This window comes from Bradyrhizobium canariense, from assembly GCF_019402665.1.
GTDB lineage: Bacteria > Pseudomonadota > Alphaproteobacteria > Rhizobiales > Xanthobacteraceae > Bradyrhizobium > Bradyrhizobium canariense.
Genome location: NZ_VSST01000052.1, coordinates 42,430 through 64,008 on the forward strand (window position 1 = coordinate 42,430; position 21,579 = coordinate 64,008).

21 protein-coding genes are annotated in these 21,579 nt (G+C 64.1%); 13 read left to right on the forward strand and 8 right to left on the reverse strand.

From position 1 onward, the window contains the following. Positions 1–78 precede the first annotated feature (78 nt). The gene (locus FXB41_RS27190; protein ID WP_219683915.1) at positions 79–996 is read left to right on the forward strand and encodes a DMT family transporter; all 918 of its coding nucleotides are present in this window, start codon (positions 79–81) and stop codon (positions 994–996) included. A 127-nt stretch (positions 997–1,123) separates the two neighbouring features. Here FXB41_RS27190 and FXB41_RS27195 read toward each other — a convergent pair whose 3' ends face one another. After that, positions 1,124–1,474, reverse strand: a complete 351-nt coding sequence (locus FXB41_RS27195) for a zinc ribbon domain-containing protein YjdM (RefSeq protein ID WP_007591698.1) — start codon at positions 1,472–1,474, stop codon at positions 1,124–1,126. Positions 1,475–1,688: 214 nt separating this feature from the next. Between FXB41_RS27195 and FXB41_RS27200 the strand changes: the two genes are divergently transcribed. From FXB41_RS27200 to FXB41_RS27210, 3 genes are all read left to right on the forward strand, one after another. Then, positions 1,689–2,225, forward strand: coding sequence for a helix-turn-helix domain-containing protein (locus tag FXB41_RS27200; protein WP_219683916.1), 537 nt, complete (start codon positions 1,689–1,691; stop codon positions 2,223–2,225). 300 nt (positions 2,226–2,525) lie between these two features. Next, positions 2,526–3,173 carry a cell envelope biogenesis protein TolA gene (locus FXB41_RS27205; RefSeq protein WP_219683917.1) on the forward strand — a complete coding sequence of 216 codons (648 nt, stop codon included), beginning with the start codon at positions 2,526–2,528 and terminating at the stop codon, positions 3,171–3,173. A gap of 240 nt (positions 3,174–3,413) precedes the next feature. Continuing rightward, positions 3,414–3,689, forward strand: a complete 276-nt coding sequence (locus FXB41_RS27210) for a hypothetical protein (RefSeq protein ID WP_083869795.1) — start codon at positions 3,414–3,416, stop codon at positions 3,687–3,689. A 107-nt stretch (positions 3,690–3,796) separates the two neighbouring features. Here the strand turns inward: FXB41_RS27210 and FXB41_RS27215 are convergent, their stop codons facing one another. Next, positions 3,797–4,528 carry a transglycosylase SLT domain-containing protein gene (locus FXB41_RS27215; RefSeq protein ID WP_376707513.1) on the reverse strand — a complete coding sequence of 244 codons (732 nt, stop codon included), beginning with the start codon at positions 4,526–4,528 and terminating at the stop codon, positions 3,797–3,799. A gap of 267 nt (positions 4,529–4,795) precedes the next feature. Between FXB41_RS27215 and FXB41_RS27220 the strand changes: the two genes are divergently transcribed. Further along, positions 4,796–5,803: an acyl-CoA desaturase gene (locus FXB41_RS27220; RefSeq protein WP_219683919.1), complete on the forward strand. Its 1,008-nt coding sequence runs from the start codon at positions 4,796–4,798 to the stop codon at positions 5,801–5,803. 187 nt (positions 5,804–5,990) lie between these two features. Continuing rightward, on the forward strand, positions 5,991–6,461 hold the full coding sequence (locus FXB41_RS27225; RefSeq protein ID WP_007591679.1) for an SMI1/KNR4 family protein: 471 nt from the start codon (positions 5,991–5,993) through the stop codon (positions 6,459–6,461). A 102-nt stretch (positions 6,462–6,563) separates the two neighbouring features. Here the strand turns inward: FXB41_RS27225 and FXB41_RS27230 are convergent, their stop codons facing one another. Further along, the gene (locus FXB41_RS27230; protein WP_219683920.1) at positions 6,564–7,610 is read right to left on the reverse strand and encodes a hypothetical protein; all 1,047 of its coding nucleotides are present in this window, start codon (positions 7,608–7,610) and stop codon (positions 6,564–6,566) included. Between the two features lie 345 nt (positions 7,611–7,955). Here FXB41_RS27230 and FXB41_RS27235 point away from each other — a divergent pair, with 345 nt between their 5' ends. Together FXB41_RS27235 and FXB41_RS27240 are read left to right on the forward strand one after the other, a co-directional pair. Beyond that, the gene (locus tag FXB41_RS27235) at positions 7,956–8,246 is read left to right on the forward strand and encodes a hypothetical protein (protein ID WP_219683921.1); all 291 of its coding nucleotides are present in this window, start codon (positions 7,956–7,958) and stop codon (positions 8,244–8,246) included. 365 nt (positions 8,247–8,611) lie between these two features. Beyond that, positions 8,612–9,133 (forward strand): hypothetical protein, encoded by a 522-nt coding sequence (locus FXB41_RS27240; protein WP_088940854.1) that lies wholly within the window; start codon positions 8,612–8,614, stop codon positions 9,131–9,133. A gap of 135 nt (positions 9,134–9,268) precedes the next feature. Here the strand turns inward: FXB41_RS27240 and FXB41_RS27245 are convergent, their stop codons facing one another. The 5 genes from FXB41_RS27245 to FXB41_RS27265 all read right to left on the reverse strand — a co-directional run bounded on the left by FXB41_RS27245 (position 9,269) and on the right by FXB41_RS27265 (position 14,603). Next, positions 9,269–9,784: a ParB N-terminal domain-containing protein gene (locus FXB41_RS27245; RefSeq protein ID WP_219683922.1), complete on the reverse strand. Its 516-nt coding sequence runs from the start codon at positions 9,782–9,784 to the stop codon at positions 9,269–9,271. A gap of 292 nt (positions 9,785–10,076) precedes the next feature. Further along, a complete protein-coding gene (locus FXB41_RS27250) occupies positions 10,077–10,325 on the reverse strand; it encodes a DUF2442 domain-containing protein (RefSeq protein WP_007591670.1) in 249 nt (82 codons plus the stop codon). After that, positions 10,306–10,551: a DUF4160 domain-containing protein gene (locus FXB41_RS27255; protein ID WP_007591667.1), complete on the reverse strand. Its 246-nt coding sequence runs from the start codon at positions 10,549–10,551 to the stop codon at positions 10,306–10,308. Before FXB41_RS27255 ends, FXB41_RS27250 begins: the two co-directional genes overlap by 20 nt. 31 nt (positions 10,552–10,582) lie before the next feature. Then, a complete protein-coding gene (locus FXB41_RS27260; RefSeq protein WP_219683923.1) occupies positions 10,583–14,347 on the reverse strand; it encodes a vitamin B12-dependent ribonucleotide reductase in 3,765 nt (1,254 codons plus the stop codon). 61 nt (positions 14,348–14,408) lie between these two features. Beyond that, complete coding sequence (locus FXB41_RS27265) at positions 14,409–14,603, reverse strand: hypothetical protein (RefSeq protein WP_219683924.1); 195 nt, start codon at positions 14,601–14,603, stop codon at positions 14,409–14,411. 504 nt (positions 14,604–15,107) lie between these two features. Between FXB41_RS27265 and FXB41_RS27270 the strand changes: the two genes are divergently transcribed. The 5 genes from FXB41_RS27270 to FXB41_RS27290 all read left to right on the forward strand — a co-directional run bounded on the left by FXB41_RS27270 (position 15,108) and on the right by FXB41_RS27290 (position 21,569). After that, entirely contained in the window at positions 15,108–16,004 is an 897-nt protein-coding gene (locus FXB41_RS27270; RefSeq protein WP_219683925.1) for a DMT family transporter, read from the forward strand. 117 nt (positions 16,005–16,121) lie between these two features. Next, entirely contained in the window at positions 16,122–16,475 is a 354-nt protein-coding gene (locus FXB41_RS27275; protein ID WP_219683926.1) for a hypothetical protein, read from the forward strand. 92 nt (positions 16,476–16,567) lie between these two features. Then, entirely contained in the window at positions 16,568–16,975 is a 408-nt protein-coding gene (locus FXB41_RS27280) for a FixH family protein (RefSeq protein WP_219683927.1), read from the forward strand. After that, positions 16,972–18,387 (forward strand): efflux RND transporter periplasmic adaptor subunit, encoded by a 1,416-nt coding sequence (locus tag FXB41_RS27285; RefSeq protein WP_219683928.1) that lies wholly within the window; start codon positions 16,972–16,974, stop codon positions 18,385–18,387. The genes FXB41_RS27280 and FXB41_RS27285 overlap by 4 nt, the downstream gene beginning before the upstream one ends. After that, positions 18,384–21,569, forward strand: a complete 3,186-nt coding sequence (locus FXB41_RS27290) for an efflux RND transporter permease subunit (RefSeq protein WP_219683929.1) — start codon at positions 18,384–18,386, stop codon at positions 21,567–21,569. Before FXB41_RS27285 ends, FXB41_RS27290 begins: the two co-directional genes overlap by 4 nt. Positions 21,570–21,579: the final 10 nt, after the last annotated feature.

A 21,579-nucleotide genomic window follows, 5' to 3' on the forward strand; every position in this document is an offset into this window, starting at 1 on the left:
AGGCATATTTTCCGCCGCGTGCCAGCCCTGCAACCGCATGGGTTGAGCCTCGTCGCTTGCTGACATAAGGCATGCTCCATGGATCAGCGAACGAGCGCCGACGCTCTCATTCGGAGGAACGATCAGGCGCCGGCCCTTGTCGGCGTGCTCTGCGGCCTCGCCGCGGCGGTGTTCTGGGCGCTTGGCTTCGCCGGCACGCGGCACGGCCTCAAGGTCGGCTTCACGCCGGTCGATCTGCTCGTGCATCGCTATGTCTGGTCCGGCATCGCATTCCTGCCGTTGGTGGTACGCGGCGGAATCTCCGATCTCTGCGGCATCGGTTGGGGCAGGGGCCTTGTGCTGATGGTGCTCGGCGGCCCGGTGATGTCGCTGATCTCCTACACTGGTTTTCTGTTCGTGCCGCTCGGCCATGGCAGCGTGATCCAGCCCTCCTGTGCGACGCTCGGCGGCCTGCTGCTCGCGGCCCTGTTCCTGAAGGAGCATGTTTCCGCGTCGCGCATCGCCGGCGCTGTCGTCATCGTCGGCGGGCTTGGTGTGATCGGCGCGGAATCGATCGGCCATATCGGCGTCGACGGCGTGCTCGGCGATCTGACCTTCGTGCTGACCGGATTGATGTTCGCAGGTTTCGGCGCGCTGCTGCGCCACTGGCGTGTCTCCGCCGTGTCGGCTGCGCTCGTCATCAACGTGCTGTCGCTGCTGCTGTTGCCGATCTACCTCATGACCGGCGGGCTCGCGCGGATCGCGGCGATCGGTATCGGTGAGAACGCCATTCAGGCGCTGGCGCAGGGCGTGCTTGCAGGTCCCGCTGCGCTTTATCTGTTCGCCGTCTCGGTCCAACGCCTCGGCGTGGCCCGCGCCGCCGTTGTCCCCGCCTGCGTGCCGGCGCTGACGGTGCTCACCGGCTGGCTCCTGCTCGGCGAGCCACCGACACTATTGCAGACGGCGGGATTGGTGACGGTGCTGTGCGGATTCTATCTGGCGCAGCGGCAGCGATAGATTGCGGCCTCCGCACGGCGCTTACCATTCGATGGCGGTAAACTTGACGCCGCGACAGGTCAGCTCCCGCCCGAGCCGCTCGGCGCGTTCGCTAGCGGATTTGCCCTGGCGAGTCCGGGGGCTCGGCTTACGCCTTCCTCACGAACTCCGATTTCAGATTCATCGCGCCGATGCCGTCGATCTTGCAGGCGATGTTGTGGCCGTCGGTGGCGTCCTGCAGGCGGATGTTGCGGACCTTGGTGCCGCCCTTGACGACGGAGGACGAGCCCTTGACCTTGAGATCTTTCATCACGATGACGCTGTCTCCATCGGCGAGCGCATTGCCGTTGGCATCGCGCACGCCGGCCTCCTGCGCGGCATCCGCGGCGGCCTCCGCCGTGCCGCTCCATTCATGGCCGCATTCCGGGCAGACCCAGAGGCCGCGATCCTGATAGGCGTGCTCGGAGTTGCAGGTCGGGCATTTCATCGCGTCGGTCATCGTTCGCCTCGTCGCCCGTCACGGGCGCGCCGCACGCTTTCCGCCGGAAAAAGATGGATTGGGAGCAAATCCTTTACCATGGCTTTCAGTCCTTGGGGAACCCTTGGAAATTTAGGAGTTCAGGAAAAAATCTGCGGTATCGAGGTCCGGGATTTTTGCGGCTGCGTCGGTTCGACGTCGCTGCGCAAGGAGCGTCCAGGAGCCACGTCCCGTCATGAGCGAGCACCGCGCCGCAGTCAGACATCACATTTTGCGGACCGGCATTGTCGAGTTCGACAACGGCACCGGCAAGACCATCAGCGCACCCTGCACGATTCGCGATGTCTCCGGCACCGGCGCGCGCCTCGGCCTCAACGCCTCGCTCTGGGTGGCCGAGCAGTTCACGCTGGTCTTCAGCAGCGGACTGCGCAAGGACTGCCGGGTCGCCTGGCGCAAGGGCAGGCTGATCGGCAGCGCGTTCGTGGACGGCTATGCAAGCGCGGATGAGCAGGCCGTGATGATGACCGCGGACGAGCAGTCCCGGCACCGGCTCGGGATCGGTGCGCGCCTCAAGGCTGCGCGCGAAAAGCGCGGCTACACGCAAGGCCAGCTCGCCGAGCTCATCGGCGCCACGCCCGCCTTCGTGTCGCTGGCCGAGCAGGGCCAGGCGGACATTCCGCTCTATCAGCTGATGCACATCGCTGATCTGCTGATGGTCGGCCTCGACGGGCTCGTCGCGGGACCGGCGCCTGAGGATGTCAACGCGGCGTAGGTGACGACCTGTCAAAACAAAACGTCGAAAACAACCCCATGCACAGTAGAAATCCCGAGGGATTTCAGAATGTTGCAAATCCGAAAAATCATTGACGATGGGCCGTAGCCCGGATGGAACGAAGCGCAATCCGGGAATCCTGCGGGGGCACCGGTCCCGGATTACGCTGCGCTCCATCCGGGCTACGGCCTCAAATCCACTTCGGCGATACCGAATCGAATTTGACTCGTCGGGCAAAACAGGAGCAGTATGGCATGATGGCGCCGCTGGAAGCTGGTGGCTCGCCAGCTGCGGAGCGACATGCCGAAAAAAGCAAAACCAAAAAGAAAACTGAAGACCTTCCAGACCTCGCTCGGCTTCTACGACCAGGCGATCGCCGCGCCCTCGATGAAGGCAGCGCTGGACGCCTGGGGCGCCAGGTCCAATCTGTTTCATCAGGGCGCCGCGAAGGAGACTGACGACCCCGACATCGTCGCGGCGACCATGGAGAAGCCGGGCGTGGTGCTCAGGCGTCCGGTCGGATCGGATGGGGCGTTCACCGAGCATTCCGAGTTGCCGACCGATCTCGCTGACGACGCGGCCAAGACGAAGCGCAGGCCGAAATCCAAGCCGAAAAAGAGTCCTTCAAAGGCTGCAAAGCAACCATCCCGCAAGATCGACGATCAACAGGCGCGCAAGGCCGCCGCGGCGTTCGCGAAGGAAGAGCGCCGGCGGGAAGCCGAGCGCCGCAAGGAGGAGATCGCTCGCGCCAAGGAGCGCGCGCGCCGCGAGAAAGCGGTCGCGAGTGCACAGGCGGCGCTGGACGAGGCGAGGCGGGAGCACGAGGAGCGGGCGGAGGCGATCGACGCGGAGCGCGCTGCGCTCGATCAGCGTGCCGAGGCAGAGCAGAGCCGGTGGGACAAGCAGCGGATGAAGCTTCAGGAGGCGGTGCGACGTGCGCGGGAGTAGGGGCGCGGGGGCCGGGCGGGGCGCACAGATTAAGTGGTGCTGCAGCGGGGAACTGTAGCCCGGATGGAGCGAAGCGCAATCCGGGAATCGGGCAGCTTGTGGCAAGACACCCTGGATTTCGCTGCGCTCCATCCAGGCTACGCTCGCTCCGTCGCTCTTCGCGCGCCAAGCAACCCGACAGCGAATTGGGCTTGCCTTGCTTGGCGTCCTTTTGCACTCTTGGGGCAAGGAGACCAACGCATGAAGATCATGACTGTCGCGTGTGCACTCGGAACCGCCCTGGTGCTGTGCAATCTCGGAATATCGGATGCCGACGCCCGGACGCGGAAGGCTCGCGTGGTGGATGAACAACGGCTGAGGGTGGATGTCCCCGTGCTCAGGCCGACGCCGTGGGATTACAATATTGTTCCGCGTTATCGTTATCGCCCGGAAGATGACCGGGTCGATCCGTACGGACCGCCTTTGGTGTCGTCGTGGGTGCGGTATGAGGGTTGGCGGTGGCCGTATTGGTGGTGATCCCGTAGCCCGGATGGAGCGAAAGCGTAATCCGGACCATCCGCATCGCACGATCGCCCGCATGGCACGAATCCCGGATTTCGCTTGCGCTCATCCGGGCTACGTCCTTAATCGTCGTCGGCCGCAAGCCGCTGAAACTGCCGCTTCATCGCGTTGACCCTGGCGATATAGCTCGTGACGAGGTGATCGCCGCAACGCTCGTCGGCGATCATCGCAAACTTGCGGCGTGCGTAGGCCGTGGCGGGGCCGGCGCCGCAGAGATGGATGAAGGCGGCCAGATCCTGCCGCTCGCGCGCGCTCGCCTTCACATCACCCGCACGGGCGAGAACATCGGCGACATTGCGATCGAGATACACCGATGCGAGCTCGATGGCGTGGCTCGGAATCGCGCGGACATAGAGGAAGGGAGAGCCGCAGCCGGCTTCCGTGACCGCGTTACTGCGAATACAGAACCGCGCGGCGTCGGCATAGGCTGCGTCCAGCATCTGGAAGAGGCCGACGGCGCTGGAGGCGGGCCGGTAGATCGCGAGCGGATTGAGGCTCCATTGCCAACGCCAGTAGGTGCGCGCGAGCGGATTGCCTGAACTCTCGACCTGCGCCAGTGCGGCCAGCAATTCGGGCGTGATCGTCGCGGTGGCATGCTTGCGGAACAGCGGCCCGTATTGCCGCCAGGTCTCCGATGGCTCCTTGTCGAGCGCGTGGCCGACAAGGACGAACAGCTCGGTCGGCTTGCGCATCGTTTGATAGGCGATGTTCACGAGCGCGACGGCCGCAAGCAGCATCGCCACGGCGCCCCCGATCTGAACCATCCGCGGTGCGCGCGCGAAAGTCTTTCGCATCCATCGCGCGCTACGCCGGAGCTTGCGAAGGCGAGAGAGGAGGGGCTTGCTTCGTGCTGGCATCGGTCTTTTGGGAGTGCATTGCGGAGGCTTTGTAGCTGGTTAACGCGGTCACCAGCTCTTGAAATCCGGCTTCTTTTCTCTCTGGTCGCGTCTTTTCAAGTCGCCGCTCCGTACTCCCACGGCAGCTCGTATCCTTGATGGAAATAACCCGAGGTTGTACTGTGCGCCGCAACAGGGTTAATTTTGTGTGAATGGATCGTTGGAATGACCGTCATTGAAAGCGTGGTGTCGGCGGAAGCTGCGGAGCGGAAGATGCCGCCGGGCGTGCTGGTCGAAGGGCCGGTGGTCGACGCCAAGTTTCGCGATTCCTACATCTCCTTCGTCATCATGATCGGCGGTTCGATCGCGGCGCTGGTCTGGGCGTTCTGGCAAGGCATCGGCTGGGTGGAGGTTTCGGTCTTCGCCGGCACGTTCGCGCTGTCCACGGTCGGGATCGGCTTCATGCATCGCTACTTCGTCCACCGCAGCTTCCGCTGCGGTCCGGTGATGCGGACGTTGTTCGCGGCCATCGCCACCATGGCGGTGCAGGGCTCGATCCTGAAATGGGTGAGCAATCATCGCCGGCACCATCTTCACTCCGACAAGCCGGGCGACGTCCACAGCCCTTACTATGACGGCGACGGCAATCCCTATGTCACCTTCGCCAAGGGGATGATGCATGCGCAAGGCGGCTGGGTGTGGGATCAGGCCACCACCGATGCCGGATACTACGCCAAGGATATCCTGGCCGATCCGATCGCCATGTTCTTCACCAGGACGCGCTGGTACTGGTACGCGCTCTCGGCGGTGATCATTCCGGGCGCGATCGGCTACGCCTTTGGCGGCGTGCACACGATGACCGGCTGCATCCTGTTCTCCGGCCTGTTCCGCAGCTACCTCATGACCATGGCGACATCGCTGGTCAACTCGGTCTGCCACAGCGACGGCCGCTACGGCTACCGCCGCTTCGATCTCGACGACGGCACCACCAACGAGTTCGTGACCACGATCCTCACCTTCGGTGAAGGCCTGCACAACAACCATCACCGGTTTCCGCGCGACGCCTACATTTCGCACGCCTGGTACGAGATCGACATCAACGGCCTGATCATTCTCGGGCTCGGGAAGCTTGGCCTCGTGCACGACATTTTCGCGGCTGGGAGCAGAACGCGTCCTTCTGGCGGTTCAGACGGCGGAGAACGTTCAGTGGCAGATACCGAAGCGATCGTCTAAAGGCTGTAGGATGGGTAGAGCGGAAGCGACCCACCAATCGCCGTCATCGCACGATGGGTTTCGCAAGTGCTCTACCCATCCTTCGGGCTCGGTGCTCGACTACGCCATGGATTTGGCCACACCGATCTAGTGGTGTGCTCACTAGCGCGGGCGCTTTGATGGCCCACGGGGCACGAAGTTTAGGCCGATGAACTATCTGGATCTCATGGACGACCGACGGACACCGGCGCCCTCCAACGCCATCCGCGCGTTGGAGCAACACATCGGTGCGCCGTTGCCCGCGCCCTACAAGGAGCTGCTGGCGCAATCGGACGGCGGCGGCTTCGACCGCTGCGGCGTCGAGCTGCCTTGGCGCAACGACCGCACCGTTTTGGACGTGCTATTCACGACGCATCCGACCGACAGCTACGGCGTCATCGACAATTACGATGTGTATCGGAGCATGAATCGAATCCCCCGGCTGAGCTGCCCCTTCGCACCCGATCCCGGCGGCGATCTGTTCCTGCTGAGTCTGGAGGAGGACAGTTATGGGCAGGTCTTCTACTGGGATCACGAGCATGAACCGGTGGACGGTGGCGACATGTTCGCCGATTTCCCGAACACAAACGAACTCGCGCCCGATCTTGAAACCTTCATCCTCGGCTTGGGAGAGGGGTGAATGGATATGCAGCTAGTAGGATGGGTTGAGCCCTTGCGAAACCCATCGCTTCTGTCGATTAGCTAGCGATGGGTATCCCTTCGCTCCACCCATCCCGCGGGCTCACCAATCCGGATCGCCGTAGTAGGGATCGACCATATAAGGCGGGGGCATCCAGGGCCCGCGCGACGGCGGCCTGGGCCGCCGGGGTGCGGCCGCCTGCGCGTGCGGCCGGGCAGGCGCAGCGGTATCGTTGTTGATTGCGCTCCGCACGGCGGGTTTCGCGGGTGCGGGTGCGGATGAAGATGCGGATGACGTCGTCGGCTCCTTTTGCAGCGCCTGGACCTGTGCGGCGAGGCGTGCGTTAGCCGCCGCATCCTTCTCCTGCGCCGCCTTGAGCTGTTGAATGGTGTCGGCCTGCTCGCGCAGCGTCTGCTCGTTGCGGCTCTTCAGTTGCTCGAGCTTTCCGTTCATGCTCGCAAGCTCGCTGGTGATGGTCTTGAGCGATTGCGCGAGATCGGACGACGAGGGGGCAGGTGCTGTGGCGCCAGTTCTTGAAGCGTCGGGCCTTGGAGCGTCAAACCCTGCATTGCTCTCAGTGTCCTTGCCGACCGGCGGCGCGGGCACCGTGCCGGGCTCATCCGCGGCAGCCAGCTGCACGGCCGCCGGTTGCGCCGGACTTTCAACCGCGGACGCTTGCGGAGGCCGAGTGGCGGCCGGTGGAGCCCATCGCGCCATGATCGATTTGGTCATCGACCTGGCCTGATCGCTATATTGCGAAGCGAAGGCTGCACCGAGAATGCCGATCGCCAGCACGAGACCGACCAGAGCACGCAGCATGGGCCGATCTCCCTTCAGGCCTTGGTTGCGAACCTCGCTATCTGGCGCCGGCGCCGCGGCCTTGGGAGTCTTGTCCTCGGGAATCTTGTCCTTGGGAGCCTGGATAGTCTCCGCACCGGCGCTTGCTCGCGAGACCCGCGGGCCTTCGCTGCCGCGTTCCATTCCGGAAACCAGCCGGTCCAGCCGCGCAAGGTCTTGCTCTGCGCTCTTGATCCGGTCGTAAGCCCGCGCCAGCCCGCCATCGGCGCGCACCTCGTCCGGCTTGGGAGCGTCCGGCTTAGGGGCATCAGGCTTGTGGTCGTCAGGTTTGGGGTCGTTCGTCTCGGGCACCGATGCGCTCTCGATCCAGTCGGGCGTCAATGGGAGTGCGGCAGTCCGATCGGAACGATAGGACTCGCCGCCGTCCAACACAACGCGCGTGCGAAGGAGAAATTATGGCGGGCTCGGGGGCGGGCGTGGGCATTGCCGAACCGGCATGCGTCGGGAGCGTCAGGTACATGAGCGAAATCGGTGTGGCTCCCGCTGATGCCCTATGTAGGTCAGCGTGACAGTTTCGCTGTCTCGTTATGAACTCGGCCGCCAGATCGCAACGGCCCGCATTGTTCTAAATCAACAAAACCCGCTGATTGGAGAATTACGCTGACGCACCGTTCCAATCCAGGAAGGAGAGTGGACATGTCGCGCCGAACCATCGTTTCACTTACCGCATCCGCAATCATTGGCATCGCCTGCATCGCGACTGTTTCGACCGACGCCTTCGCGTATCGAAGAGGCGTCGGGGTTGGTCGAGTTGGTGTTCATCACGGCGGTGTCTATCGCGGTGGCGTCTATCGTGGTGCAGTCGTGCGCCGCGGAGTTGCCGTGGGCGTCGGAGCTGCTGCGGTTGGTGCGGCAGCTTACGGTGCCTACGGAGCCTACGGCGGCTATCGCCGCTGCGGCTACGAACCTTACCCGCCTTGCTACTAGCCGGTCTTGTAGCCGGTCTTGGCGCAGCGGCCAGAGCACCGATGGGTCGGCTGTGCGCGGAGCACCTCTCTCCGAGCGGGGAGAGGTGATCCGAGTTCCGGGCCCGCACACACGCGATCCGAGCTGTGCTCGCTTCACCGTGCGTATTGGCGCGTCTGTTGCTCGACAGGTCGACTTCTAGCGAGGCGTGCGTGCCATCTTCGCCGGCCGCCACCGTGAGAGGTTGAACGCCGAAAAGTCAATCGCTGCGTGCATTCGCGGCGACCAGGAAAAAGCGGCAAAGCTGCGGCTGTCAAGGATACATCAGGGTAGAACGGAGCTTATCCCCGTAATAAACCCAATGCCGTTAGGGGTTCTGGGTGCGTATGGGAGGATCAATAATGGCAAACGTCGAACAATTGCGCAGGCGGGACGGAGTAAACCTGGTCCAGCTCGAGGAGGACATTGCATCGATACGCTCGGGAAGCTCTCTTGCTTCCATTGCGCTGCCTGATTACGTCGAGCACACCGCGGGCGTGACGCGCGTCGGCGCGCTCAGTGCAGAGGCGGTCGTTCGGGACTATGAGTCCGCTGCAAAAGAGATCGAGGCCATGGGCACCGAGTTGATCGACGCCGCGCAAAAATGCGAGGCGCTGACAGCCCAGGTCCATGATGCGATCGCCTTCATGCGAGAAACGGCGGCGGAGTATCGTGAAGAGGGTCGGAAGATCTTCAGGCGCATCGAAGAATGTGCGCTGTTCACCGAAGACGTCCGCAAGACATGCGAACAGGTCAAGCGCAGAATGGTCGACGTCTCGCTAGGCTCATCGTCCAACGAGGAGTTCGCATCGCAACAGCCCGAGTTGAACGGGATCGCCGCCAAGGTGTCGATGAGCGAGATACGGTGAGGCGGGCGTAGATAGCGCGTAGGGTGGGTTGAGCTCAAGGTCGTAGGATGGGTTGAGCCCTTACGAGACCCATCATCTCTCGCCGATCGAGCGGTGATGGGTATCGCTTCGCTCCACCCGAGCTGGAGCCAACAATCAATAGCGGCCGCCGTGGCCCTTTTGCTGCGTGATCCAGTCCGACAATGTTGTCGGTGTCGATCCCACGGTCCGGCCCGGTGATGCCTTCGGATTGTCGCGAACGCCTTTCGTCGGACGGGTGCGCGGCGGTTCCGTTCCGTTGACGCTCTTCGAGCCAGCCATAGATGCTTCCGCAGCTTCCTTCTCGAGGCGCAGCTGTTTCAATCGCGCCATCTTGATGCGCTCTGCCTCGACTGCGGGTCCTTCGGAGAGCAGCGGCCTGTGTTGAGCGACCTCCGCCGGGACGATGACACCGAGTATCGTCGTCTCGCCGAGCGCCTTGCAGGCTTCGAGCCGATGCAGTCCCTCGACCAGAACGAGGCGGTCTCCGTCGAGCCGGACGGAAATGGGTTCCTGTTGTCCGATGTCCAGCATACTTTCAGCGATCTCTCCGACGGTCTCGGGCTTGATGGCTTTCTTCTGCTTCGTGGGAACGAAGATCTTCTCGATCGGGAAGCTTTCCGGTTTGGGCATTACTTGACTCCGCTTCTACCGGGCCCGTCGGAACCGATGCCGGCGGTGGTCGGAGTTTAGGAGGGAAGGGCTCGACCGCAAAGGTAATTTCGGCGGCAGGGTGTTGATGAGCTCGCAGGATGGGTTGAGCCCTTGCGAAACCCATCCCTTCTGTGGATTTGGCGGCGATGGGTATCGCTTCGCTCCACCCATCCTACGTGCTGTCGCCGCAATACCGAGCACATGTCGCTGTCGTAGACCTCGGGCTTGCCTGCAGCTTCCGGGCGACGCATCCGCAGGGCGGATCGGCCACTTAGGCGGCGTGTTCCGGGGAGCGCGTGACATCGCCGCGTCCCGCGAGAAGGCCGGCAACGGAGATATCTTCGTCAAGCGCTTCCCAGTGCAGGCCGACGCGGCTGAGCTCGACCTGGTTGCGTTCGTCTGGCGTTGCATGGAGCAGGCGCGGAAACCACGCAAGCGGGATCCCGAGTGTCCTTCCATCGGACAGTTCGACCCACATCGTGTGTTCGTCGAAGCGAACGCTAGTTGCCGAAATGGTCATGCCAGGCCTTCAGGAGAAGATCGCGATTGTCTTCCACGACGCGCAGGATATTCGAAAGTTCCCGCGGATTGAACCCATAACTGTCGGCTATTGATATGCCAGGCTCAAGCCAAATCTTGGCGTCCCGGCCGCCGCCTTTGACATGAATATGGGGCAGCTCGGGTGGCTGCCCCTCATTTGAGAAGAAGTAGTAACGCAAGCCGCCCTGGCGTAATGCAACTGGCATCAATGCCTCCGGGCGGCTTGCGCTATTGGTATCAGCTGCACCCCGTCGTGCTGCCGCACGTATCGCACTTCATGCACGTGCCATTCCGCACCAGCGTGAAGTTGCCGCACTCGCTGCACATCTCGCCCTCATAGCCCTTGGCTTTGGCTTCCGCGCGGCGCTCGGCCTTGCTGGGCACTGCGACTTGCGCGCTGCCGGCCTTGCTCCATTGCAGGGCTTCCAACTTCTCGGTGGGCGAGAGGTCGTGGGCCACTTCCTGCTTCAGCGCGACCGCGCCTTCCAGGACGTCGCCGGCACGGCCCGCGCCGTGGGAGGCGAGCGAGGTGACCTTGCTGCCGCCCGCCGGTGCGCTGTCGTTGCCTTGCGCGACCGCGGTCGAGCCGCCGCGCATCACCACGAGGTTGTCGGTGCGGGAGCGGGTGAGGCCGCGCGACACCAGCTTGGAGGCGCGCTGGCCGTGATCATCAGGCTCCTTGCCTTCCTCGACGCCCTTGCCGAGCACGTCGAACCCGGTCTCACTGGGATCGACATGGGCGAGGTCGAAGCGGCTGAGATAGCTCACCGCCAGCTCGCGGAAGACGTAGTCGAGGATCGAGGTCGCATATTTGATGCTGTCGTTGCCCTGCACCGGGCCCGCCGGCTCGAAGCGGGTGAAGGTGAAGGCGTCGACATATTCGTCGAGCGGCACGCCGTACTGGAGACCCAGCGACACCGCGATGGCGAAGTTGTTGATGAAGGAGCGCAGTGCGGCGCCTTCCTTGTGCATGTCGATGAAGATCTCGCCGATACGGCCGTCGTCATACTCGCCGGTACGCAGATACACCTTGTGGCCGCCGACGACCGCCTTCTGGGTGTAGCCCTTGCGGCGATCCGGCATCTTCTCGCGCTCGCGCATCACGATGATGCGCTCGACCAGCTTCTCGACGATCTTTTCCGAGACCTGGGCGGTGCGGGCCGCCATCGGCTTGTCGTAGAGATGATCGACCGCATCGTCCTCGTCCTCATCATCGCTGATGAGCTGCGAGTTGAGCGGCTGGCTGAGCTTGGAGCCGTCGCGATAGAGCGCGTTGGCCTTCAGCGCCAGCTTCCACGACAGCATGTAGGCGGACTTGCAGTCCTCTACAGTTGCGTCGTTCGGCATGTTGATGGTCTTGGAGATCGCACCCGAGATGAAGGGCTGCGCCGCCGACATCATGCGGATGTGGCTCTCGACCGAGAGATAGCGCTTGCCGACCTTGCCGCAGGGGTTGGCGCAGTCGAACACCGGATAATGTTCGGCCTTGAGGTGCGGGGCACCTTCCACCGTCATCGCGCCGCAGATGTGGACGTTGGCCGCCTCGATCTCGCGCTTGGTGAAGCCGACGGCTTGGAGCAGGTCGAAGCCGGGGGCCGCGATCGCCTCTGCGCCGATGCCGAGCTGGTCGCGGATGAAGTCCTCGCCAAAAGTCCATTTGTTGAAGGCGAACTTGATGTCGAACGCGGTCGGCAGCGCCTTTTCGACCTTGGCGATGGCTTCGTCGGTGAAGCCCTTGGCCTTCAGCGTCGAGGCGTTGATGCCCGGCGCGTTGGAGAGCGAGCCGTGGCCGACGGCGTAGGCCTCGATCTCCGCGATCTCGCTCTCGCGATAGCCGAGCGCGCGAAGCGCTGCCGGGACCGCGCGGTTGATGATTTTGAAGTAGCCGCCGCCGGCGAGCTTCTTGAATTTCACCAGCGCAAAATCAGGCTCGATGCCGGTGGTGTCGCAATCCATCACGAGGCCGATCGTGCCGGTCGGCGCGATCACCGTGGTCTGGGCGTTGCGATAGCCGTGCTTCTCGCCGAGCTCGAGCGCCGCATCCCAGGCGGCTTGCGCATGCGTGACGAGGTCTCCTTGCGGGCAGGACACCAGGTCCATCGGCACGGGGTTGACGCTCAGCGCCTCGTAGCCGTTGGACTGGCCATGGGCGGCGCGGCGGTGATTGCGGATCACGCGCAGCATGTGCGCGGCGTTCTTTTTGTAGCCGGGGAAGGTGCCGAGCTCGGCCGCCATCTCGGCCGAAGTCTTGTAGGTGATGCCGGTCATGATCGCGGTCAGCGCGCCGGCGATCGCGCGGCCTTCTTTGCTGTCATAAGACAGACCCATGGTCATCAGGAGGCCGCCGATATTGGCGTAGCCGAGGCCGAGCGTGCGGAACTCGTAGGAGAGCTCGGCGATCGACTTCGACGGGAACTGCGCCATCATCACCGAGATTTCGAGCACGATGGTCCAGAGCCGGCAGAGGTGCTCGTAGCCTTCGACGTCGAAGCGCTTGGAGGGGACGTCGTAGAACGTCAGCAGATTGGCAGAGGCGAGGTTGCACGCCGTGTCGTCCAGGAACATGTATTCCGAGCACGGATTGGAGGCGCGGATGTCGCCGGACGCCTTGCAGGTGTGCCAGTCGTTCATGGTGGTGTTGAAGTGCAGGCCCGGGTCGGCCGACGCCCAGGCGGCGTAGCCGATCTTTTCCCAGAGGTCGCGCGCCTTCAGCGTCTTGGTGATCTTCTTGGTGGTGCGCCCGACGAGATTCCAGTCGCCGTTGGTCTCGACCGCGCGCAGGAAGTCGTCCTTCAGCGACACCGAATTGTTGGAGTTCTGGCCTGATACCGTGAGGTAGGCTTCCGAATCCCAGTCGGTGTCGTAGACGTCGAACTGGATGTCCTTGTAGCCTTGCTTCGCGAACTGGATGACGCGCTTGATGTAATTGTCAGGCACGAGGCTGCGGCGCGCGAGCTTGATCTCGCGGCGGAGCGCCGGGTTCTTCTCGGGATCGAAGCAATCGTCGCCCGAGCCTTCGCAATTGACGCAGGCCTTGAGCACCGCCTTGAGGTGCTTCTGGTTGATCTTGGAGCCGGTGACGAGAGCCGCGACCTTCTGCTCCTCCTTCACCTTCCAGTCGATATAGGTCTCGATGTCGGGGTGATCGACGTCGACGACGACCATCTTGGCGGCGCGGCGCGTGGTGCCGCCGGACTTGATCGCGCCCGCGGCGCGGTCGCCGATCTTGAGGAAGCTCATCAGGCCGGACGAGCGGCCGCCGCCAGAGAGGCGTTCGCCTTCGCCGCGCAGGCGCGAGAAGTTGGAGCCGGTGCCGGAGCCGTATTTGAACAGGCGGGCTTCGCGGACCCAGAGGTCCATGATGCCGCCCTCGTTGACGAGGTCGTCACCGACGCCCTGGATGAAGCAGGCGTGCGGCTGCGGATGCTCGTAGGAGGATTTCGACCGGGTCAGCTTGCCGGTGAAGGGGTCGACGTAATAATGGCCCTGGCCGGGGCCGTCGATGCCATAGGCCCAATGAAGCCCGGTGTTGAACCATTGCGGCGAGTTCGGCGCGACCATCTGCATGGTCAGCATGTAGCGGAGCTCGTCGTAGAAGGTCTGGGCGTCCTCGTCGGAGGAGAAGTAGTTGCCCTTCCAGCCCCAATAGGTCCAGCAGCCGGCGAGACGGTCGAACACCTGCTTGGCCGAGAGCTCGCTGACGAAGCGCTCTTTCTCGGGCAGGAGGGCGAGCGCCTCGGTGTCGGGCACGGAGCGCCACAGGAAGGAGGGAACGGATTCTTCCTCGACCTTCTTCAGGCGCGCGGCAACGCCGGCCTTGCGGAAGTACTTCTGGGCGAGGACGTCGGAGGCGACCTGCGACCACGCGGTCGGGACCTCGACATTGTCGAGCTTGAACACGACCGAGCCGTCGGGATTCCTGATCTCCGACGTGGTGAGCCGGAACTCGATGCCGGCGTAAGGTGACTGTCCCGAAGTGGTGTGGCGCCGCTCAATCCGCATGGTCTTGCCCCGTCCTATCTTTGACCGGACCGCCTCCGTTCAGGCGTACCGGGTCATCATTTCATTTCGCGGTGCTCGAGGCCGCCTGGCCCTTGGCATCGCAGTTCAGCCGGTAGACCCGGCCCATTTTCTCCCGACGCGATTCCTCGATGCGCGCACCGATCATCCGCCGGCACGTCCAGACCCATCCGCCCCAAAGGGATGAGCCCGACATGCGTTCAACGCCCCACAACGTCACGTCTTCAACCATTGCCATCCGGGCCTGTTTCCAGCCCGTTCAGGCGCCCGAAAAGTCCGCTCTCGCCGGGCAGACAAGCCCGTATCCCGCTGCCTTTGTCTGGCTTGGCGGAGTGCTGTTTTGCAGACCCTTTGGGGGAGTGCCGGCGGGACGCAAACACACTCGCGCCGAACGGATCGAAAACTAGGACTCTCCGTTACGCCCGTCAAGAACTAGTGCGAGTTCCTGAATCAAATACTAAATATGGTGGATTGTGGGGGATAACAGGGGGCAGGCCCGCGCCTGTTGTTGAGCCAAGTATCAGTGAGTCCTCAGGGATTCCCAACCGAAAAAATTTCCATCTTGGGGCGCCGCTGAGGCTTCACCCCGCTGTTCACAGGGCAGGTATATTTTTGAATGGCGGGCTTGCCTCCGGGGGACTCACGTAGGGCTACGGAAGGTGAGGGCAGGCATTCCCGCCGGGGTGGTGGTGGGAGGGGCGAATCCGCGCCAAGCTCGATCAGATTTTGCCGGACTACCCACATGCTTGATTCGACTCGGCCGGTGCTGCGAGCGCGCATCGCCCCGGCCGGCCTGATGTTCCTCGCCATCACCTCGGTGGGCTGGGGCTTCAACTGGCCGGTGACGAAATTCCTGTTGTCCGAGCTGCCGCCGCTGACCTTGCGCGGGGTGACCGGCGTGTTGGGCGCGGTGCTGCTGGCGGCGCTGGCGCTGATGCGCGCTGACAGCCTCAGGGTCCCGCGCGAGATCTGGCCGCGCCTTGTGACCGCCGCGGTCCTCAACGTCACCGGCTGGATGGTGCTGATGGGCCTGGCGCTGCTGTGGCTGCCGGCGAGCGAAGCGGCGCTGATCGCCTACACCATGCCGGTCTGGGCCTCGCTGATCGCCTGGCCGGTGCTGGGCGAGCGGCCGACCTTGTTGCGCACCATCGCGCTGGTGATGGCTTTTGCCGGCCTCGCCTCGATCATGGGCGGCAACGGCTTTGCCGCCACCGCGGACAAGCTGCCGGGCATCATCATGGCGCTGTGCGGCGCACTCGGCTTCGCACTCGGCACGGTGTTTTCGAAGAAGTACCCGATCCGTCTGCCGCCGATCACGGCCGCGGCCTGGCAGATCGGGATCGGCTGCCTGCCGATCACGATCATCGGCCTCGCCGTCGAGACCACGCATCTGGAGCTGGTGACGCCGGTCGGATGGTGGCTGCTGGTCTATTCGACCGTGGTGCAGTTCTGCATCGCCTATGTCAGCTGGTTCGCTGCCCTTGCGCGCCTGCCGGCCTCGGTCGCCGCGATCGGGACCATGGCAGTGCCTGTCATCGGCGTGGTGGCGTCCGCGATCGCGCTCCACGAGCCGTTGGGAGCAGGGCAGATCGCCGCGCTGATCTTCACGCTGGCGGCGGTGGTGCTGGCGACGCGGTAATAGGGCGCGGACTCATGAAGTTTGGCCGCCCGATGTCCGCCTTGCTGCGGCTGACGATTTCGAACATGTGAAGGCGGCGAGCTTCCAAAGTTCCGCCGCCCGTGGGATGTTCGGGCCATGAATCTGCGGCGATTGCTCAGAGTTGCGTTCGCGGTCTTGGTGACCGTCGGTTTGACGTTGGCGCCCTTGGCGGCGCCGTCGGCCGCTGCGCAAGCTCGTCTTGACGGCATGAGCGACATGTCGATGTCGGCCGACATGCCCTGTTGCCCCAACGACCAGAAGAGCAATGACTGCCTGGACTGCCCGCTGGTTGCGATGTGCGTTCTGAAGACGACCCAGGCGGGACCCTCCGAGGCCGTCGCTTTGCCGCTGCGACACGCGATCCGGACCACCCACTCGGTGGCGGACGATTTGGTCGGCGACGGTTTGGTCCGTCCACCTCCCGACCAACCCCCTCGAACCCTGGCCTGAGCGGCGCTTGACGCCGATCGCGTCCGTGCGCCTCGCGCGCGCGGATGACGCGCGCCGCCTCGGCGGCGAATTCAGGACATCGAGGATACAACATGAAGACGTCTACCTTCGCGCGCGCCGTCCAGGCCGCGTTGATCGCTGCGGCCATCGGCGGCGCAAGCTCGGCCGCATTGGCCGACATGAAGGACTATAAGTTCGAGCTCGTCGACCAATCGGTGCAGGCCGGGCCAGACAAGGTCGTCACCGTCCGGCTCGTGAACACCAAGACCGGCAAACCGGTGCCGGATGCGGTGATCTTCGCCAGCCGTTTGGACATGGCTCCGGACGGCATGCAGGAGATGGCGACCAAGGTCGCGCCCATGCCGGGGACGGAGCCGGGCACGTACCGCTTCAAGGCGACCTTCGGCATGGCGGGGCGGTGGCAGCTTTCGCTCGGAGCCAAGGTCCAGGGCGAGACCGGCACCGTCGAGAACAAGCTCGTCATCACGGCGCAGAAGTGACCCGCCCCATCTCAGCAAGCCTGGCCGCCGCGTTGATCGCGGCGGCGGGCATCGCGTTCGTCGTCGCCGGCCCGCAGCGGCCGACGGCGCGAATCGCCGCCGTGATCGGCCCCGCTGCGGCCGAGGAGAGCGGCGCCGCGATCTACTACCAGGATCCGGACGGCAAACCGTCGTACTCGCTGGTGCCGAGAAAGACCCGGGATGGCCGGGATTTCCGCGCGGTGCCCGCAGGCGCCGACGTCAGCTTCGACGACGAGCAGGTGGCAGCCCCGCCGCCGGCGACACCGGCCGGCGCCTCCGGAGAGCGCAAGATCAAATACTACCGCAATCCCATGGGCCTGCCGGACACATCGCCGACGCCGAAGAAGGATTCGATGGGAATGGACTACATCCCCGTCTACGAGGGCGACGACAGCGACGACGGGTCGATCAAACTCTCGCCCGGCAAGATCCAGCGGACCGGCGTCAAGTCGGAGCCCGCAGCGATGCGCGTGATCCGGACCGTCATCAGGGCGCCGGGCACGATCGCGCTGGACGAGCGGCGGATCTCCGTCGTCGCCATGCGGGCGGAAAGCTTCATCCTGAAGGTCGCCGACGTCACGACCGGATCTCACGTGATCAAGGGGCAGCCGCTGATGGAGGTCTACAGCCCATCCGTCTCCTCTGCTGCCGCCGAGTACCTCACCACCATCACCTCGAAGACGACCAGCGGCGACGTTCAGTATGGCCGTGGATCGCGCCAGCGCCTGATGAATCTGGACGTGCCCGATGCTGCGATATCGGCGATCGAGAAGAGCCGGACCGTGCCGACGTCGATCGGATGGACTTCGCCGCGCGACGGCATCGTGCTGGAGCGCAACGCCATCGAGGGCATGCGCGTCGAGCCGGGCGGCGTCCTGTTCCGGATCGCTGACCACTCGATGGTGTGGGCCCTGATCGACGTCGCCGAACGCGACGTCGGCATGATCGCCACGGGCCAGCCCGTCACGGTCAAGGCGCGGAGCTTTCCGGGACGGGAGTTCACGGGAAAGGTCCAGGTCATCTACCCCGAGATCAACAAGGAGACCCGGACGGCGCGCGTGCGGATCGAACTGCAGAATCCGGACCTGATCCTGCTGCACGACATGTACGTCGACGCCGACATCGACACCGGCAGCGGCGATGCCGTCCTCGCAGTGCCGGAGAGCGCGGTGATGGACACCGGCAGCCGGCAAGCCGTTTTCGTCGATAAGGGCCAGGGTCGGCTGGAGCCTCGTGAGGTCAGGCTCGGCCACCGGGGCGGCGGCTTCGTGGAGGTCCGTCAGGGTCTCGCGGAGGGCGAGGCCGTGGTGGTCTCGGCGAATTTTCTGATCGATGCCGAAAGCAACCTGAAGGCCGCGCTGAAGGGCTTTACCGAGGGGGCGCAGCAATGATCGCGCGTCTCATCGCCTGGTCCGCCCGCAACCTGCTGCTGGTCCTGTTCGGGACCGGCTTCGCCGCCGCGGCGGGGCTGTACGCGCTTCTGCATCTGCCGCTCGATGCCATCCCGGATCTCTCGGACACCCAGGTCATCGTCTACACGGAGTACCCGGGCCAAGCCCCGCAGGTGATCGAGGACCAGGTCACCTATCCGTTGACGACGGCGATGCTGACCGTGCCGAAATCGAAGGTCGTGCGCGGCTTCTCTTTCTTCGGCGTCTCCTTCGTCTACGTCATCTTCGAGGACGGCACCGACATCTACTGGGCGCGCTCGCGCGTGCTGGAATTCCTCAACGGCGCCAGCGCGCGCCTGCCTGCCGGCGTGAGCCCCACGATCGGCCCCGACGCGACCGGCGTCGGCTGGGTCTACCAGTATGCCGTGATGTCGAAGGAGCTGAATCTCGCCGACACCCGCACCATCCAGGACTGGAATCTGAAGTTCGCCCTGGCGAAGGCCGAGGGTGTCGCCGAGGTTGCGAGCGTCGGCGGCTTCGTCAAGCAGTACAACGTGATCCTCGATCCGCAACGCATGCGCGACCGCGGCATCACCATGCAGAAGATGCGCGATGCCATCCGCGCCAGCAATGCCGACGTCGGCGGCCGGACCGTCGAACTGTCCGAGTTCGAGTACGTCATCCGCGGCAAGGGCTACATCAAGTCGATCAACGACCTCGGCGACATCGTGCTGAAGACGAACAACGGGACGCCGGTGCTGCTGCGCGACGTCGCGCGTGTCGAACTGGGCCCCGACGAGCGGCGCGGCATCACGGAGCTGAACGGCGAGGGCGAGGTCGCCAGCGGCATCGTACTACAGCGCTTCGGCGTCAATGCGCTGGAGGTGATTGAGAACGTCAAGAAGCGCTTCCGGGAGATCGCCTCCAGCCTTCCGAAGTCGGTCGAGATCGTGCCGGTCTACGATCGCTCCAACCTGATCTACGCGGCCATCGACACGCTCAAGCACACGCTGTTCGAGGAAAGCGTCGTGGTCGCGCTGGTCTGCATCGTGTTCCTGCTGCACGTCCGTAGCGCCCTTGTCGCGATCCTGATGCTGCCCATCGGGGTCTTGATGGCGTTCGGCGCCATGAAGCTGCTGGGCTTAGGCTCCAACATCATGAGCCTCGGCGGGATCGCGATCGCGATCGGCGCCATGGTCGACGCGGCCATCGTCATGATCGAGAACGCCCACAAGCACCTCGAACGCGCCGAGCCGGGAAAGCCCAGGATCGACGTCCTGATCGCCGCCGCCTCGGAGGTGGGGCCTGCACTTTTCTTCAGCCTGCTGATCATCACTGTGTCCTTCATGCCGATCTTCACGCTGGAATCGCAGGAGGGGCGGTTGTTCAGCCCGCTGGCGTTCACGAAGACGTTCTCGATGGCGGCCGCTGCGCTCCTGTCGGTGACGCTGGTGCCGGCTCTGATGGTGATCTTCGTGCGCGGGCGGATCGTTCCGGAGCACAGGAATCCGATCAACCGCGTCCTGATCTGGATCTACCGCCCGGTGATCAAGGGCGTCATGCGCGCCAAGACGCTGGTGGTGGTGCTCGCGCTCGCCATTCTGGCCGTGAGCATCTGGCCGGCGCGACAACTCGGTACCGAGTTCATGCCGAACCTCAACGAAGGCACGCTGCTCTACATGCCGACGACGCTGCCGGGCATCTCGGTCACGAAGGCCGGCGAACTGATGCAGACCCAGGACCGGATCATCCGCTCGTTTCCGGAAGTGGCCTCAGTCTACGGCAAGGCAGGGCGCGCCGCGACGGCGACCGATCCGGCACCGTCCGAGATGTTTGAGACGGTGGTCAACCTCAAGCCCAAGCAGGAGTGGCGGCCCGGTGTGACCATCGATGGACTGATCGCCGAAATGGACAAGGCACTGCAGTTTCCTGGGGTCTCCAACGCCTGGACCATGCCGATCAAGGCCCGCATCGACATGCTGTCCACGGGCATACGAACGCCGATCGGCGTCAAGGTGATCGGGACCGACCTGGTCGAGATCGATAAGCTCGCCAAGCAGATCGAGCAGGTCCTCAAGGCCGTGCCGGGCACCTCATCGGCCTACGCCGAGCGCGGTATCGGCGGCTACTATCTGGAAGTCACCCCGGACCGTGCCGCGCTGGCGCGTTACGGCATCATGGTCCAGGACGTTCAGGACACGATCGCGACTGCACTCGGCGGCCAGACCGTGACCACGACCGTGGAAGGGCGGCAGCGCTTTACCGTGAACATGCGCTATCCGCGCGATCTGCGCGACAATCCGCAGGCCATCGCCAACGATGTGTTGGTGCCGATGCCCGCCGGCGGCGCGGTACCGCTCGGCGAGGTCGCGAAGGTCGCGCCGGCGCGCGGGCCGACCTCGATCCGGACCGAGAACGGCCAGCTCGCGACCTACATCTACGTCGACATCCGCGATCGCGACCTCGGGGGCTACGTCGCGGACGCTAAAGCCTCTGTGCAGGCCAGCATCAAGTTTCCGCCGGGCTACTACGTGATGTGGAGTGGTCAATACGAATATCTGGAGCGCGCAACCGCGCAGCTGAAGATCGTCGTGCCCGTGACGTTGCTGATCATCTTCCTGCTGCTGTACCTGAACTTTCGTTCGATCGCGGAGACGATGATCGTGATGCTCTCGCTGCCGTTCGCGCTGGTCGGCGGGCTTTGGCTGATGTGGTGGTTGAGCTTCAACCTTTCAGTGGCGGTCGCCGTTGGCTTCATTGCGCTCGCTGGCGTCGCCGCAGAGACCGGCGTCGTCATGCTGATCTATCTCAATCAGGCGCTGGCTGAGACCGCGGCCAGGCGTGCCGCCGAGGGGCGGGCCCTGACCCGCCGCGACCTCTATGACGCCATCATGGATGGCGCGGTGGAGCGCGTACGCCCCAAGATGATGACAGTCGTCGCGATCATGGCGGGCCTGCTACCGATCATGTGGAGCACCGGGACGGGCTCGGAGATTATGCAGCGCATTGCGGTGCCAATGATCGGCGGGATGATTTCGTCGACCCTGCTCACGCTGATCGTCATCCCGGCCATATTCGGGCTTGTAAAGGGTATTGGCTTGCCAGGTGACGAACAGGGATGTTTTGGGCTGGCCAAGGTGACCGACAAACGAACAGGAGAGCGGGGCAGATTGCAGCACTGATCTTCACGCT

Excerpts from the sequence above, each read along its gene's own strand:
- FXB41_RS27190 (WP_219683915.1), top strand. The coding sequence starts at position 79 with ATGGATCAGCGAACGAGCGCCGACGCTCTCATTCGGAGGAACGATCAG.
- FXB41_RS27195 (WP_007591698.1), bottom strand. The coding sequence starts at position 1,474 with ATGACCGACGCGATGAAATGCCCGACCTGCAACTCCGAGCACGCCTAT.
- FXB41_RS27200 (WP_219683916.1), top strand. The coding sequence starts at position 1,689 with ATGAGCGAGCACCGCGCCGCAGTCAGACATCACATTTTGCGGACCGGC.
- FXB41_RS27205 (WP_219683917.1), top strand. The coding sequence starts at position 2,526 with ATGCCGAAAAAAGCAAAACCAAAAAGAAAACTGAAGACCTTCCAGACC.
- FXB41_RS27210 (WP_083869795.1), top strand. The coding sequence starts at position 3,414 with ATGAAGATCATGACTGTCGCGTGTGCACTCGGAACCGCCCTGGTGCTG.
- FXB41_RS27215 (WP_376707513.1), bottom strand. The coding sequence starts at position 4,528 with ATGCGAAAGACTTTCGCGCGCGCACCGCGGATGGTTCAGATCGGGGGC.
- FXB41_RS27220 (WP_219683919.1), top strand. The coding sequence starts at position 4,796 with ATGACCGTCATTGAAAGCGTGGTGTCGGCGGAAGCTGCGGAGCGGAAG.
- FXB41_RS27225 (WP_007591679.1), top strand. The coding sequence starts at position 5,991 with ATGAACTATCTGGATCTCATGGACGACCGACGGACACCGGCGCCCTCC.
- FXB41_RS27235 (WP_219683921.1), top strand. The coding sequence starts at position 7,956 with ATGTCGCGCCGAACCATCGTTTCACTTACCGCATCCGCAATCATTGGC.
- FXB41_RS27240 (WP_088940854.1), top strand. The coding sequence starts at position 8,612 with ATGGGAGGATCAATAATGGCAAACGTCGAACAATTGCGCAGGCGGGAC.
- FXB41_RS27245 (WP_219683922.1), bottom strand. The coding sequence starts at position 9,784 with ATGCCCAAACCGGAAAGCTTCCCGATCGAGAAGATCTTCGTTCCCACG.
- FXB41_RS27250 (WP_007591670.1), bottom strand. The coding sequence starts at position 10,325 with ATGACCATTTCGGCAACTAGCGTTCGCTTCGACGAACACACGATGTGG.
- FXB41_RS27255 (WP_007591667.1), bottom strand. The coding sequence starts at position 10,551 with ATGCCAGTTGCATTACGCCAGGGCGGCTTGCGTTACTACTTCTTCTCA.
- FXB41_RS27260 (WP_219683923.1), bottom strand. The coding sequence starts at position 14,347 with ATGCGGATTGAGCGGCGCCACACCACTTCGGGACAGTCACCTTACGCC.
- FXB41_RS27265 (WP_219683924.1), bottom strand. The coding sequence starts at position 14,603 with ATGGCAATGGTTGAAGACGTGACGTTGTGGGGCGTTGAACGCATGTCG.
- FXB41_RS27270 (WP_219683925.1), top strand. The coding sequence starts at position 15,108 with ATGCTTGATTCGACTCGGCCGGTGCTGCGAGCGCGCATCGCCCCGGCC.
- FXB41_RS27275 (WP_219683926.1), top strand. The coding sequence starts at position 16,122 with ATGAATCTGCGGCGATTGCTCAGAGTTGCGTTCGCGGTCTTGGTGACC.
- FXB41_RS27280 (WP_219683927.1), top strand. The coding sequence starts at position 16,568 with ATGAAGACGTCTACCTTCGCGCGCGCCGTCCAGGCCGCGTTGATCGCT.
- FXB41_RS27290 (WP_219683929.1), top strand. The coding sequence starts at position 18,384 with ATGATCGCGCGTCTCATCGCCTGGTCCGCCCGCAACCTGCTGCTGGTC.